Raw genomic sequence first — 13,529 nt, forward strand, 5'->3', positions numbered from 1 at the left:
ATCCCAGGTGAACAGCACGCAGGAACAGACACAGGCACACCAGGAGAGCGGCGACGTCGTGGTCGCGGTGACCGGCTGCCCGAAGGAGGACGCGCACACCGTGTTCGACGTGCTGCGCAGTTCCTTCGTCTCCGACCGTCCGGCGAGCGACACCCCCGAGGACGCGTCGGACACCCGCCCCACCGTGTGGACGGCGACCGTCGACGTCTCCGAGACGAAGGCCGGCCCCGGCCCCGCGCAGCTCTCCGTACCGGTGATGGTCGAGGCACAGGGCGGCTACTGGGCGGTCGACCGTCTCCGCAAGCACCTGGCGGACGCGTTCACCGTCCGGCTCGTCGGAACAGCGGCAGGCGACCAGGAGCAGGAGATCCGCCTACGGCTGGAGAGCCACCGCCCCGCATGACGACCGCCCGCCCCGAATCCGGAAGGTACGCGTACATGGATGCCACCCCCGGGGCCGTCGACGCGGAAGCGGCACAGGCGCCGTCTCCCGACGACCGTTCCACCTACACTCTGCACGTCAACGGCACGGCGAGCACCCTGACGCTCGATCACCGCACCACCTTGCTGGACGCGTTGCGCGAGCACCTCGGTCTCACCGGTGCCAAGAAGGGCTGTGACCACGGCCAGTGCGGAGCCTGCACCGTCCTCGTCGACGGCCGGCGTGCCAACAGCTGTCTCCTGTTCGCCGTCGCCCAGCAGGGCGCCCGCATCACCACCGTCGAAGGGCTGGCCGAGGGCGACCGGCTGCATCCCCTGCAGTCGGCCTTCCTGGAGAGGGACGCGCTCCAGTGCGGTTACTGCACGCCGGGGCAGATCTGCTCGGCGGCCGGCATGATCGGTGAGGCCGCGGACGGCTTCCCCTCCCACGCCACCCCGCGGGCGGCGCTCGCCGCCGCAGGGCCGGCGACGCTCGACACGGACGAGATCCGTGAGCGGATGAGCGGAAACCTTTGCCGGTGCGGCGCCTACCCGCACATCGTCGAGGCGATCAAGGACGTGGCCCCGTGAAACCCTTCGCCTATCAGCGTCCCGCCACCGTGGCCGAAGCCGTCCGCGCCGGCGCGGGGCACCCCGACGCACGGTTCCTCGGCGGCGGCACCAACCTCGTCGACCTGATGAAACTCGGCGTGGAGTCGCCCGGTCTGCTCATCGACGTCAGCCGGCTGCCGCTGGACCGGGTGACACGGACGGACGACGGCGGTCTCCGGATCGGCGCGACCGTACGCAACAGCGACCTCGCCGCCCACCCCGACGTGCGCAGCGGCTGGCCCGCCCTGTCACAGGCGCTGCTGGCCGGCGCGTCCGGGCAGCTCCGCAACGCCGCCACCACGGGCGGGAACCTGCTCCAGCGCACCCGTTGCCCGTACTTCCAGGACGTCTCCAAGCCCTGCAACAAGCGGGCTCCCGGCTCGGGCTGCCCGGCCCGGGAGGGAGTGCACCGCGATCTCGCGGTGCTGGGTCACTCGCGGGACTGCGTCGCCACCAACCCCTCGGACATGGCGGTCGCCCTCGCGGCACTCGACGCCACCGTCCAGCTGCACGGGCCCGAGGGGGAGCGGACCGTACCCGTGACCGACTTCCACCGGCTGCCCGGTGACAACCCGGACCAGGACACCGTGATCCGGCCGGGCGAGCTCATCACCGAAGTGGTGCTGCCGCCACCTCCCGCCGGTGCCGTCTCCCTGTACCGCAAAGCCCGGGACCGCGCCTCGTACGCCTTCGCCCTGGCCTCCGTCGCCGCCGTGCTGAGCGTGCGCGACGGCCGCGTCGACCGCGCGTCGCTCGCCTTCGGCGGGCTCGCGCACCGGCCGTGGCGCGCCCGGGCGGCCGAGGACGTGCTGCGTGGGGCTCCCGCGACCGAGGACACCTTCGCGCGCGCGGTGGGCGCCGAGCTCGAAGCGGCCAGGCCCCTGCGCGACAACGGTTTCAAGGTGGACCTGGCCCGTCGGATGGCCGTCGGCGCCCTGGCCGAACTCACCACCCAGGCCGCACCGGCCTGACCGCGCTCCGCACACCCCCGACGAACCGAGGACTACCGTCATGAGCGACTCCCCCCAGGCGCTGGGCGCGCCCGTCGTCCGCCGCGAGGGCCGGGACAAGGTCACCGGCACCGCCCGCTACGCCGCGGAGCACCCCGTGCCAGGGCGTCTGTACGGCTGGATCGTCCCCGCCACCGTCGCGAGCGGGCGTATCACCGCGATCCGTACCGCGGACGCACTCGCGGTACCCGGGGTGCACACCGTCCTGACCCACGACAACGCACCACGGCTGGAGGAGCCCGACGACCCGATCCTCGCGGTGTTGCAGGACGACAGGGTGCCGCACCGGGGCTGGCCCGTCGCCCTCGTCGTCGCCGAGAGCCTGGAATCCGCGCGGGCCGGCGCCGAGGCCGTGTACGTCGAGTACACCGCCACCGGGCACGATGTCGTCCTCACCGGGGGCCACCCGGGTCTCTACACCCCCGAGGAGGCGAACGGCGGTTTCCCGGCTCTGCGGGAACGCGGCGACGCCATGCACGCGTTCGATGCCGCATCCGTGCGGATCGACGCCACCTACACGCTGCGGGGGCTGCACAACCACCCCATGGAACCGCACGCCTCCACCGCACGGTGGGCCGACGGACATCTGACCGTCCATGACTCCAGTCAGGGATCGACCACCGTGCGCGACAGTCTCGCCACGGCCCTCGGACTCGACCGGGACCGCATCACCGTCATCTCCGACCATGTCGGTGGCGGCTTCGGTTCCAAGGGCACGCCGCGCCCTCAGGTGGTCCTCGCCGCGATGGCAGCGCGGCACACCGGTCACCCCGTCCAGCTCGCCCTGCCCCGGCGGTACATGGCGGCGATCATCGGGCACCGCGCACCCACCCTGCAGAGGGTCCGTCTGGGGGCCGACCGCGACGGCGTCCTCTCCAGCGTCTCCCACGAGATCGTCACGCACACCTCGCGGGTCAAGGAATTCGTCGAGCAGGCGGCCGTACCCGCCCGCGTCATGTACGCCTCGCCCCACAGCCGAACGGCGCACCGGGTGGCAGCGCTGGACGTGCCCAGCCCGTCCTGGATGCGCGCACCGGGGGAGGCCTCCGGCATGTACGCGCTGGAGTCGGCGATGGACGAACTGGCGTGCGCCCTCGGGATCGATCCGGTCGAACTGCGGCTGCGTAACGAACCGCAGACCGAACCCGACAGCGGGCGTCCGTTCAGCAGCCGCAACCTCGCCGCCTGTCTGGCCGAGGGAGCCCGGCGCTTCGGCTGGTACGGCCGGGACCCGCGGCCCGCCGCCCGCGAGGAGGGGCCCTGGCTGCTCGGCACCGGGGTCGCCTCGGCGACGTACCCCGTGCTCGTCTCGAAGTCGGCGGCCTCCGCGCAGGCCGCTCCGGACGGCTCCTACCGCGTCGGGGTCAACGCGACCGACATCGGCACCGGTGCCCGCACCGTCCTCGCGCAGATCGCCGCGTCGGTCCTGGAGACGCCCCAGGAGAACGTGACGATCGACATCGGCAGCAGCGACCTGCCCGCCGCGTCCGTCGCCGGCGGTTCCTCGGGCACGGCTTCCTGGGGCTCCGCTGTGCACAAGGCCGCCACCGCCCTGGTGCGCCGGCTCGCCGAGCACACCGGACCGCTCCCGCCCGAGGGCCTCACCGTCACCGCCGACACCGGCGAGGAGACGGCACAGGAGTCCCCGTACGCACGGCACGCCTTCGGCGCCCACTTCGCCGAGGTGGGGGTCGACTCGCTCACCGGCGAGGTGCGGGTACGCAGGCTGCTCGGCGTGTACGCCGCCGGACGCATCCTCAACTCCCGTACCGCACGCTCCCAGTTCATCGGTGGCATGGTCATGGGCCTAGGCATGGCCCTCACCGAGGGCAGCACCATGGACCCGGCCTTCGGCGACTTCACGGAATGCGACCTGGCCTCCTACCATGTACCGTCCTGCGCGGACGTCCCCGACATCCAGGCGCACTGGATCGACGAGGAGGACCCGCACCTCAATCCCATGGGGAGCAAGGGCATCGGCGAGATCGGCATCGTAGGAACCGCGGCCGCCATCGGGAACGCCGTGCGGCACGCCACCGGTGCCCGGCTGCGCGAACTCCCCCTCACCCCGGACAAGCTCCTGCCCTACCTGCCGTGACGTCCCGCTTCGGTTGCGCAACCGGCCCCCTCGGGCCACCCTGATGAGTGACCCGGAAGTGATTACTGCTCACGCTTCGTGTTCGGGGGTCGTTGGTTCAACGGGGTGAAGCACGTGGGCCTCGCGGTGAGGAGCCTCGACGATGACCGTTCCACCCGACCGGCGCTATCTGGTCGAACTGCAGGTGTCGGCAGAGCGCATTTCCCAGCTGCGGCGCATAGTCGCCGCCCACCTCCGTCACTGGAGTCTCGAGCTGCACGTCCGGCCGGTGTGCCGGGCCGCGGAGGAACTCCTGACGAACGTCCAGCGCCACGTCGGCGACGAGAGCGCATGCGTCGTCGAGCTCCGCTGGTCCGGCCGGCACCTGACGGTGTCCGTGGCCGACAACGATGCCCGGATGCCCCGGCTGCTCGACGGCGGTGGTGGCGGCCTCAGCCGCGTCATGGCGCTGAGCGACAGCTGGGGCACGTGCCGGACCACCGACGGCAAGGTCGTGTGGTTCACGCGCTATGCCGAGACGCCGCACACCGTCGGCCTGCTGCCGCAGACGCCCCTCCCCGGCGGCCGTACGTTCCTGAGCGGCCCGGCCGCCGAGAGCAGCCCGGCAGCTGACAGCGGCCCCCTGGCCGAACTCGTGTGAAGGACAGCCCGGCCCCGACCCGGCCGCTGCGGACGGTGTGCCTCGTGCACGCATGATCCGCGTCGGCCGGGTACGCGTGCGTGAAGGGAGCCGCGTTGCGCGCGGTGGCGCGGCGCGGCACGGTCGGAGAATAACGCAAGGAGGCGCTGCCATGCCCATCGCGACGGTCGATCCCGCGAACGGCGAGACGCTCAGGACATTCGACGCACTGGACGGCGAGGAGACCGAGCGGAGGCTCGCCGCCGCACACCGGGCGTTCCGCGACTACCGCACCACGGACTTCGCCGAGCGCGCCCGCCTGCTGAACCGGGCCGCCGATCTCCTCGACGAGGACCAGCGGGACATCGCCCGCACCATGACCAGGGAAATGGGCAAGCCGGTCAAGGCCGCCCGCGCCGAGGCCGCCAAGTGCGCCAAGGCGATGCGCTGGTACGCGGCCAACGCCGAGCGGCTGCTCGCCGACGAACACCCCGATGACACCGACGTCGAGGACTCAGGTGCCTCCCATGCCCGGGTGCACTACCGGCCGCTGGGCGTCGTGCTCGCGGTCATGCCGTGGAACTTCCCCCTCTGGCAGGTCATGCGCTTCGCGGCACCCGCCCTCATGGCGGGCAACACCGGTCTGCTGAAGCACGCCTCGAACGTTCCGCAGACCGCCCTGTACATCGAGGACCTGTTCGCCAGGGCGGGGTTCCCCGCCGGCTGCTTCCAGACGCTCCTCATCGGCTCGGGCGCCGTCGAGGCGATCCTGCGCGACCCACGGGTCGCCGCCGCGACGCTGACCGGCAGCGAGCCGGCCGGGCGCGCGGTCGCCTCCGTCGCGGGCGACGAGGTGAAGAGGACCGTACTGGAACTCGGCGGCAGCGACCCTTACGTCGTCCTGCCCTCGGCCGACATCGAGAAGGCCGCCGGGACCGCGGTGACCGCCCGTGTGCAGAACAACGGCCAGTCGTGCATCGCGGCCAAGCGCTTCATCGTCCACACGGACGTGTACGACGCGTTCGCCGAGCGCTTCACCGACGGAATGCGCGCCCTGACCGTCGGCGATCCGTTGGAGGAGACCACCGACGTGGGGCCGCTCTCCAGCGAGCGGGGCCGCACCGACCTGGAGGAGCTCGTCGAGGACGCCCTGGGTAAGGGTGCCACCGCACTGTGCGGGGGCCGACGGCCCGAGGGGCTGGACCGTGGCTGGTTCTACGAGCCCACGGTGCTCACCGGGATCACTCCCGACATGCGCATCCACCGTGAGGAGACCTTCGGCCCGGTGGCCACGCTGTATCGCGTGGCGGACCTCGACGACGCGCTGCATGTCGCCAACGACACGCCCTTCGGGCTCAGTTCCAACGTCTGGACACGGGACCAGGGGGAGATGGACCGCTGTGTGCGAGACCTGGAGGCCGGCGGGGTCTTCTTCAACGGCATGACGGCCTCCCACCCCGCGCTGCCGTTCGGCGGGGTGAAGCGCTCCGGCTACGGGCGGGAGCTGGCGGGGCACGGCATCCGCGAGTTCTGCAACGCCACCACGGTCTGGTACGGACCGGATCCGGACGCCCGCCGGCCACGCCCAGGGACCCAGGGAGACGCTTCATGACCGACGCCCGCACACCGTCCGGGGCACCCGTCCTCTCGGACACCGAGATCTCGGCACTCGACGCGCACTGGCGTGCCGCCAACTACCTGGCGGTCGGCCAGATCTACCTGATGGCCAACCCGCTCCTCGAGGAGCCGCTGGCCCCCGAGCACATCAAACCGAGACTGCTGGGCCACTGGGGCACCTCACCCGGGCTGAATCTCGTCCACACCCACCTCAACCGGGTCGTCAAGGCGCGCAACCGGCAGGCGCTGTGCGTCTGGGGGCCGGGTCACGGCGGCCCCGCCGTCCTCGCCAACTCCTGGCTGGAGGGCAGCTATACGGAGACGTACCCGGATGTCAGCCGCGACCGGGCCGGAATGGCTGCGCTGTTCAAGCAGTTCTCCTTCCCCGGTGGCGTGCCCAGCCATGTCGCCCCGGAGACCCCGGGTTCCATCCATGAGGGTGGCGAACTGGGATACGCGCTGACCCACGCCTACGGCGCGGCGTTCGACCACCCGGAGCTCCTGGTCGCCTGCGTCGTCGGGGACGGGGAGGCTGAGACGGGGCCGCTCGCCGCGTCCTGGCATTCCAACAAGTTCCTCGACCCCGTGCACGACGGGGCCGTCCTGCCGATCCTCCATCTCAACGGCTACAAGATCGCCAACCCGACGGTGCTCGCCCGCCTGCCCGAGGAGGAGCTCGACGCACTCCTGCGCGGATACGGCCACGACCCCCTCTACATCGAAGGGGACGATCCCACCGCGGTCCACCGCGCGCTCGCCGCCGCCATGGACCGGGCCGTGGACCGCATCGAGGAGTACCAGCGCGCGGCCCGCGCCGAGGGCGCGTCCGCACGCCCCCGCTGGCCCATGATCGTGCTGCGCACCCCCAAGGGCTGGACCGGGCCCGCGGAGGTGGACGGACTTCCCGTCGAGAACACCTGGCGTGCCCACCAGGTCCCGCTGCCCGGGGTCCGGGACGATCCCGACCACCTGCGCCGGCTCGAGGAGTGGATGCGCTCCTACCGGCCCGGCGAACTCTTCGACGCCGAGGGCCGGCCCACCGCCCAGGTCCTGGACTGCGTCCCCGAGGGCCGCGCACGGCTCGGCTCGACACCGTACGCCAACGGCGGGCTGCTCCTGCGGGACCTGCCGCTCCCCGCGCTCGAGGACCACGCGGTCAGGGTCGACAGGCCGGGGACGGCCCTGCACGAACCCACCCGGGTACTGGGCGGACTGCTCGAGGACGTCATGGCGGCCACCGCCGCCCGCAGAGACTTTCGTGTGGTGGGGCCCGACGAGACCGAGTCCAACCGACTGGGCGCACTCTACGGGGCCACCGGCAAGGCGTGGCAGGCGGACGTACTCCCGACCGACGAGCATCTGGCCCGCGACGGCAGAGTGATGGAGGTGCTGTCGGAACACCTCTGCCAGGGCTGGCTGGAGGGGTATCTCCTCACGGGGCGGCACGGTCTCTTCTCCTCGTACGAGGCCTTCGCCCATGTGATCGACTCGATGGTCAACCAGCACATCAAATGGCTGCGCACCTCGCGCCGGCTGCACTGGCGCGCTCCCGTCGCCTCGCTGAACTACCTGCTCACCTCGCACGTCTGGCGCCAGGACCACAACGGCTTCTCGCACCAGGACCCCGGCTTCGTCGACCACGTCCTCAACAAGAGCCCCGAGGTCGTCCGGGTCTATCTGCCGCCGGACGCCAACACGCTGCTGGCCACCGCCGACCACGTGCTGCGCAGCCGCGATTACGTCAATGTGATCGTGGCCGGCAAGCAGCCCGGCTTCGACTGGCTCACCCTCGACGAGGCTCGCGCGCACTGCGCGCGAGGGGCAGGGGTGTGGGACTGGGCCGGCACCGAGGACGGCAGCCGCGAGCCCGACGTCGTACTGGCCTGCGCGGGGGACGTACCCACCCTGGAGATCATGGCCGCGGCCGGGCTGCTACGGCGTCACCTTCCCGACCTCGCCGTGCGTGTGGTCAACGTGGTCGACATGACGCGGCTGCTGCCGCACGGGGAACACCCGCACGGGATGCCGGACGCGGAGTACGACTCCGTCTTCACCCGTGACAAGCCGGTGATCTTCGCCTACCACGGCTATCCCTGGCTCGTGCACCGGCTCGCGTACCGGCGTACGGGTCACGCACACCTCCACGTCCGGGGTTACAAGGAGGAGGGGACCACCACCACACCGTTCGACATGGTGGTCCGCAACGACCTGGACCGCTACCGGCTGGTCATGGACGTGATCGACCGGGTGCCCGGCCTGGGGGTACGCGCCGTCGCCGTCCGGCAGGCGATGGCGGACGCCCGCACCCGTCACCACGACTGGATCCGGGAACACGGCACCGACCTGCCCGAGGTGGCCGACTGGACCTGGCAGGGCTGACGCGCCCTGCTCCCATCGCTGCGGCCGGTCTGCTTCCTCGCAGGCCGGCCGCAGCGATGCTCACCTCAGGGCACGCGGTCAAAAGCGCAGGGCCGCCGCGATCCGGCCGTGCGCGGCGAGGGAGTCGTCGGCGACGAACACCACTTCGCCCCCGTTGTCCAGAACCGTCTCGATGAGCTCGTCCACGATGTCCTCGCGGATCCCGCCGTCCTCAGGCGCGACGTCCGCCGGATCCACCGACTGCACGTGGGTGTCGGTGATCCGGACCGTCTGCTGGAAGTGCTCCTCGACCGCGACGAAGGCCACACGGCTCTCCCTGGCGGCTGTCCAGACCTCGTCGAGGCCGCCCGTGAAGGACTTGGCGCCACGGGCGGTGTCGAGCCTGTCCCGGACGGCGGCGTCGGACTGCTCGCGCCAGTCGTCCAGCGCCGCCTTCAGCTCCTTGGCCAGCTCGGGCGCGGTCGTTTCCGCCGTCGTTCCCTTCGGGACCTTGCAGGCGGCCGACCTGGCGCACTCTCCGACGTCCCCGAGCAGGGAGAGGGCCTGCGGCAGTCCGACGAGGAACAGTGGCCGGGGGTCCGCGGCCAGCACGGTGCGCAGATTGCCGTCGACCGTGCGGAAGAAGCTACGGGTGTCCTCGTTGGAGTAGATGCTCGGAGCGCCGCCGCTCCGGGCCTGGCGCTCCGGGTCGAAGTTCTCGTGCGGCGGGCTCAGCGGGAAGCCGCGCCGGTCCTCCGCACGCAGCACCTCGTCCGTCCCCGACCAGAGCGCCGCGTGTTCGGCGGAAAGGCTGAGCACCCAGAACAGATGTGCCCCCGCCTTGGCCGCGACGAGGTTGCGTGTGAGGAAGGAGTCACTCAGGACGACGCGCGCGGGGGCCGTCCGCGGCAGTTGCCAGATCTGGTACCCGTCCGAGTCGGCCAGGATGATCAGTGAATCCAGGGCGCGCCGCTGGTCCACGTCGTCGACCGCGCGGTCCAACTGCGCCTTCACGGCCTTCTGCGCCTCGCGGGTCACCCGTGGGTCGGCGTCCAGCCGGCTGCCGGCCTCGGCCACGAGGTTGCGCAGCCGTACGGCGTCCTGGGCGTTGTCGGGTGCCACGCGGTGGGTCGGCATCGTCAGGGACAGGGCCGGATAGGGCCTGGTCGCGCGTAGTTCCTGCAGCAGGCCGGGCGTCAGGGCGTCCGTATCCATCGTTCCCTCCCGGAGGGTTCGGGGTCCTCGGTACTGGAGCCGCCCTCGGCGTGGGGCGGGTCGTTCAACGAGTCAATTCATACCTTTTGATCATAATATGGGCGAATTATTCTCTTGCTATTCCGGAGGTGCAGGCGATGTCCGCGCTCACTGTGTGGAAGTTCCGGACGGCCGACGCCGCGGAGAACCTCGTCGGCGCGGGTGCGCTGAGCGGCACCTTCCGGGGCATGCTCTTCGGGCTCATCTTCCTGATGCCACTGCTGGGCGCGACCATCGGCGCCGCCGGGGGGCGCTCGGCGGGAAGCTGGCCGACGTCGGCATCGACGACGACTTCATCGCCGAGGTCAAGCGGAAGGTGACACCCGGGACATCGGCGCTGTTCCTGCTCACCCTGGGAGAGGTGCCCAGCCGCATCAGCGAGTCGTTGCCCGGCGACGGTGGCGAGCTGCTGCACAGCAACCTCGACGCGGAGCGGGAGGCCAGGCTCCGCGAGATCTTCGGCGACGAGGCGGAGTGACAAGGCGGGGGCGCCCTTCGTGGGCCCCGTGAGGGACCCGGCGCGGCGGCCGGCGGCCTCCTGGTGAGCGCGTCCGGGGCCGTCACGGACGCGCTGTGTGATCTCCACGGACGCTTCGCCGGCGTACGGGAGGGCCATCGTGCCGACTACATCCCGGAGTTGACCAGGTCGGACCCCGACGACTTCGGGCTCGCCCTCGTCAGCATGGACGGGCACTCCTACGGCGCGGGTGCGGCGGACACCCGCCGAGCGTGTGCTGTACGCCTTGGACGAGTCGGGCGCGGAACGGGCCGGCTCGGTGGTGCTCGACCTGTGCGAGGTGACCGGCGCAGACTCCCTCGCCGTCGAGCTCCTGCGCGCAGGCCTGTTTCGGCTCGTCAGGGACGGGCGGCGCGCGGCCGGCGTCGACCCGGGCGACCGGCTGGGACCGCCGGACCCGCTCAGGGAAGGGACCGGCCGGGACCTGCCACGCTTCGGCTCCCGTGCGCAGGCCGCGGAGCACTGCGCGCAGACCCTGGCCGGACCGCGCTGAGTCCCTACCAGATGGCCTCGACCCACTCGGGGTGGTCGATGAACGGGTTCCGGTTGTGCTGGTACCGGTCGAATATGATCTCGTTACGGTTCCGCTCGAAGCTGTCCGGCGGGTCCTCCTGGCTCCACTGCTTCAGGACGGAGAGCCGCCCGATGTAGGGGGCCGACCCGTTGCTCACGCTGTCGTTCGGCTCCAGGTCGGCGAAGGCGTCGTCGCCCTCGTACCGCACCGCCATGTAGAGGATCATCCGGGCGACATCGCCCTTGACCGCGTCGCGAGGCTCGAAGGAGTTGCCGTCGGTGTAGTTGCCGGGCGCCCCCGAGACGGCGCTGCCCCCGTTGTCGAAGTCCTTGTTGCCGCGGGTGGAGTTGACCTGGACGTCCTCGGGGCGCAGGTGGTGGATGTCGGTTCCGGGGCCGGTCGCGGTGCCGAAGTCGCCATGGGACTTGGCCCAGACGTGTTCCCGGTTCCAGTCGCCGACATCGCCTCCGTTCTCGCTCTTGGACTGCGAGCGGCCGGTGTAGAGGAGGATCACGTTGGAGGAGTTGGCCGGGTCCTGGTCGGTCGCCTTGAGCGCGTCCCAGACCTGGCTGTAGGAGAGCCTGGTCTGGTCGCTGATGATCGTGTGCAGCGAGCTCTTGAGGGCGCTGCCCGTCTTGCCCAGGGCGTCCTGGTAGTACGTGTCGTCGAGGGTGCCGGCCGGGGACGCCGTGCCGGCGGTGGTCGGGGTGACGGCGGGCGCGGCGGAGGCGATGCCTGTGAGGACGATGACCGAGGCGGCCGCGGCCAGTAGTGGACGCGCGTAGAAACGGCGACGACTGGACATGTGGGGTGTCCTTTCCGGTGGGCGGAACGGTGTCGTGAGGGCCGGACGTTGTCTGCTCGTCCGGGAGCCTTCCACACGCACGGTGCCGGTCGCGTGAACGTTGCGTATTCATCATGTGCAGGTCAAGTGACAGCTTCTTCCGGACCTTCGGGGCATCGGATGCGCGGACGCCGCACCGGCGCGAGAATTGCCGCAAGGACGAGGAGGCGGTATGAGCGAAGAGTCCGAATCCGTATCCGTATCCGTGCCGGAAGTGCGGGGGGTGACCCCCGACCGTCTGTTGCACACCGGTGGCGACGAGCAGCCCACCGCGGAGGACCTGGTGCTCGCCTCCGGGCGGGACCTGACCCCCGAGAGTCTGGAATGGGCGCAGCGCAGGCTGTCCGAGGAAGGCCGGTCGGCCATGGACAAACGGCTCCCGTAGCACCGCACGACATCCCGGTGGCGGGGAGCGTGCGCAGCGCTTCCCGCCACTCGGTTAGCCTGAACGCAATATGAACCGTTTGACGACGTCACAGGGCGGATTCGATCTCGCCCGCTTTCCCGAGAGTCCGCGCGACCCGTTCCGTGCGTGGGACGCCGCAGACGAGTATCTCCTGCGGCGGCTGGAGGGAGCGGAAGGGAGCGAGCCGGTCCGTCCGAGCGGCACCGTGGCCGTGCTCGGCGACCGCTGGGGCGCCCTGGCCACCGTGCTGGCCGCGCACCGGCCTGTCATGATCACCGACTCGTACCTCGCCCGACGGGCCACCCAGGCCAACCTGGCGCGCAATGGCGCAGCCCCGGACGCGGTGCGCGTTCTGTCGGTGCGGGACACACCGCCCGAGCGCGTGGACGTGCTGCTCGTGCGGGTGCCCAAGAGCCTCTCGCTCCTGGAGGACCAGCTCCACAGACTCGCGCCCGCCGTTCACGCAGGGACGGTCGTCATCGGCACCGGCATGGTGAAGGAGATCCACACCTCCACCCTCAAGCTGTTCGAGCGGATCATCGGGCCCACGCGTACGTCTCTCGCGGTGAAGAAGGCACGGCTCATCTTCTGCACTCCCGACCCGGCCCTGGCGAGGATTCCCAGCCCCTGGCCGTACCGTTACGACCTGCCCGACGACGTCGGCGTGGTCTCCGGCCGCACCGTCACCAACCACGCCGGAATCTTCTGCGCCGAACGCCTCGACATCGGCACCCGCTTCTTCCTGAAGCACCTTCCGGAGCGCAAGGGGCCGGACCGCGTCGTCGACCTGGGCTGCGGAAACGGCGTACTGGGCACGTCCGCGGCACTCGCCAACCCCGACGCCGCCGTCACCTTCATCGACGAGTCGTACCAGGCTGTCGCCTCCGCCGAGGAGACCTTCCGCACCAACGTGGGGCCGGACGCCGAGGCCGCGTTCCTGGTCGGGGACGGCATGGCGGACGTACCGTCGGCAAGCGTGGACCTGGTCCTCACCAACCCGCCGTTCCATTCGCACCAAGCGGTCACCGACGCCACGGCCCGGAACATGTTCCACGGAGCACGAGCCGCGCTGCGCCCGGGCGGGGAGCTGTGGGTCGTCGGGAACCGCCACCTCGCTTATCACACCCAGCTGCGCCGGATCTTCGGCAACTGCGTCACCGTCGCCGGCGACCCGAAGTTCGTGGTCCTGCGGGCTGTCAAGCGCTGACCCGCGTCAGGGGAGGCCGCCCGGCCCAGCCAGGACGGCACCTCGGGCAACGC

At 71.1% G+C, this 13,529-nt stretch carries 12 protein-coding genes and 2 pseudogenes; 12 read left to right on the top strand and 2 right to left on the bottom strand.

What is annotated here, in order from left to right; translation table 11 throughout:
- The first annotated feature begins 7 nt into the window (after nucleotides 1–7).
- From ACFYSH_RS14210 to ACFYSH_RS14240, 7 genes are all read left to right on the top strand, one after another.
- Nucleotides 8–403: a hypothetical protein gene (locus ACFYSH_RS14210; RefSeq protein ID WP_359468572.1), complete on the top strand. Its 396-nt coding sequence runs from the start codon at nucleotides 8–10 to the stop codon at nucleotides 401–403.
- A gap of 35 nt (nucleotides 404–438) precedes the next feature.
- Nucleotides 439–1,011 (top strand): 2Fe-2S iron-sulfur cluster-binding protein, encoded by a 573-nt coding sequence (locus ACFYSH_RS14215; protein ID WP_359468574.1) that lies wholly within the window; start codon nucleotides 439–441, stop codon nucleotides 1,009–1,011.
- Entirely contained in the window at nucleotides 1,008–2,003 is a 996-nt protein-coding gene (locus ACFYSH_RS14220; protein WP_359468577.1) for a xanthine dehydrogenase family protein subunit M, read from the top strand. Before ACFYSH_RS14215 ends, ACFYSH_RS14220 begins: the two co-directional genes overlap by 4 nt.
- Nucleotides 2,004–2,043: 40 nt before the next feature.
- On the top strand, nucleotides 2,044–4,140 hold the full coding sequence (locus ACFYSH_RS14225; RefSeq protein WP_359468579.1) for a xanthine dehydrogenase family protein molybdopterin-binding subunit: 2,097 nt from the start codon (nucleotides 2,044–2,046) through the stop codon (nucleotides 4,138–4,140).
- A gap of 142 nt (nucleotides 4,141–4,282) precedes the next feature.
- Entirely contained in the window at nucleotides 4,283–4,780 is a 498-nt protein-coding gene (locus tag ACFYSH_RS14230; RefSeq protein WP_359468582.1) for an ATP-binding protein, read from the top strand.
- Between the two features lie 151 nt (nucleotides 4,781–4,931).
- On the top strand, nucleotides 4,932–6,371 hold the full coding sequence (locus ACFYSH_RS14235; RefSeq protein ID WP_388752548.1) for an NADP-dependent succinic semialdehyde dehydrogenase: 1,440 nt from the start codon (nucleotides 4,932–4,934) through the stop codon (nucleotides 6,369–6,371).
- On the top strand, nucleotides 6,368–8,755 hold the full coding sequence (locus ACFYSH_RS14240; protein ID WP_388752551.1) for a phosphoketolase: 2,388 nt from the start codon (nucleotides 6,368–6,370) through the stop codon (nucleotides 8,753–8,755). The genes ACFYSH_RS14235 and ACFYSH_RS14240 overlap by 4 nt, the downstream gene beginning before the upstream one ends.
- A 78-nt stretch (nucleotides 8,756–8,833) precedes the next feature.
- On the opposite strand, the gene ACFYSH_RS14245 is transcribed toward ACFYSH_RS14240, so the two are convergent.
- The gene (locus ACFYSH_RS14245) at nucleotides 8,834–9,949 is read right to left on the bottom strand and encodes a chemotaxis protein (protein ID WP_359468590.1); all 1,116 of its coding nucleotides are present in this window, start codon (nucleotides 9,947–9,949) and stop codon (nucleotides 8,834–8,836) included.
- A 251-nt stretch (nucleotides 9,950–10,200) separates the two neighbouring features.
- On the opposite strand from ACFYSH_RS14245, the pseudogene ACFYSH_RS14250 reads away from it, so the two are divergent.
- The 3 genes and pseudogenes from ACFYSH_RS14250 to ACFYSH_RS14260 all read left to right on the top strand — a co-directional run bounded on the left by ACFYSH_RS14250 (nucleotide 10,201) and on the right by ACFYSH_RS14260 (nucleotide 10,998).
- A pseudogene (locus ACFYSH_RS14250) lies at nucleotides 10,201–10,466 on the top strand (DUF1269 domain-containing protein).
- Between the two features lie 63 nt (nucleotides 10,467–10,529).
- Nucleotides 10,530–10,658, top strand: a pseudogene (locus tag ACFYSH_RS14255) (hypothetical protein); the annotation flags it as partial.
- A gap of 37 nt (nucleotides 10,659–10,695) precedes the next feature.
- Entirely contained in the window at nucleotides 10,696–10,998 is a 303-nt protein-coding gene (locus ACFYSH_RS14260; protein WP_359468692.1) for a hypothetical protein, read from the top strand.
- Nucleotides 10,999–11,002: 4 nt separating this feature from the next.
- Here ACFYSH_RS14260 and ACFYSH_RS14265 read toward each other — a convergent pair whose 3' ends face one another.
- Complete coding sequence (locus ACFYSH_RS14265; RefSeq protein WP_359468593.1) at nucleotides 11,003–11,824, bottom strand: endonuclease; 822 nt, start codon at nucleotides 11,822–11,824, stop codon at nucleotides 11,003–11,005.
- Nucleotides 11,825–12,035: 211 nt separating this feature from the next.
- Here ACFYSH_RS14265 and ACFYSH_RS14270 point away from each other — a divergent pair, with 211 nt between their 5' ends.
- Nucleotides 12,036–12,248 carry a hypothetical protein gene (locus tag ACFYSH_RS14270; RefSeq protein WP_359468595.1) on the top strand — a complete coding sequence of 71 codons (213 nt, stop codon included), beginning with the start codon at nucleotides 12,036–12,038 and terminating at the stop codon, nucleotides 12,246–12,248.
- Between the two features lie 70 nt (nucleotides 12,249–12,318).
- Complete coding sequence (locus ACFYSH_RS14275; RefSeq protein WP_388752555.1) at nucleotides 12,319–13,476, top strand: methyltransferase; 1,158 nt, start codon at nucleotides 12,319–12,321, stop codon at nucleotides 13,474–13,476.
- The last annotated feature ends 53 nt before the right edge of the window (nucleotides 13,477–13,529 follow it).

This window comes from Streptomyces sp. NPDC005791, assembly GCF_042871485.1.
Lineage (GTDB): Bacteria > Actinomycetota > Actinomycetes > Streptomycetales > Streptomycetaceae > Streptomyces.

Bases quoted from the DNA above. Each gene is read 5' to 3' on its own strand.
- ACFYSH_RS14215 (WP_359468574.1), top strand. From the start codon at position 439: ATGGATGCCACCCCCGGGGCCGTCGACGCGGAAGCGGCACAGGCGCCG.
- ACFYSH_RS14225 (WP_359468579.1), top strand. From the start codon at position 2,044: ATGAGCGACTCCCCCCAGGCGCTGGGCGCGCCCGTCGTCCGCCGCGAG.
- ACFYSH_RS14230 (WP_359468582.1), top strand. From the start codon at position 4,283: ATGACCGTTCCACCCGACCGGCGCTATCTGGTCGAACTGCAGGTGTCG.
- ACFYSH_RS14235 (WP_388752548.1), top strand. From the start codon at position 4,932: ATGCCCATCGCGACGGTCGATCCCGCGAACGGCGAGACGCTCAGGACA.
- ACFYSH_RS14240 (WP_388752551.1), top strand. From the start codon at position 6,368: ATGACCGACGCCCGCACACCGTCCGGGGCACCCGTCCTCTCGGACACC.
- ACFYSH_RS14245 (WP_359468590.1), bottom strand. From the start codon at position 9,949: ATGGATACGGACGCCCTGACGCCCGGCCTGCTGCAGGAACTACGCGCG.
- ACFYSH_RS14265 (WP_359468593.1), bottom strand. From the start codon at position 11,824: ATGTCCAGTCGTCGCCGTTTCTACGCGCGTCCACTACTGGCCGCGGCC.
- ACFYSH_RS14270 (WP_359468595.1), top strand. From the start codon at position 12,036: ATGAGCGAAGAGTCCGAATCCGTATCCGTATCCGTGCCGGAAGTGCGG.
- ACFYSH_RS14275 (WP_388752555.1), top strand. From the start codon at position 12,319: ATGAACCGTTTGACGACGTCACAGGGCGGATTCGATCTCGCCCGCTTT.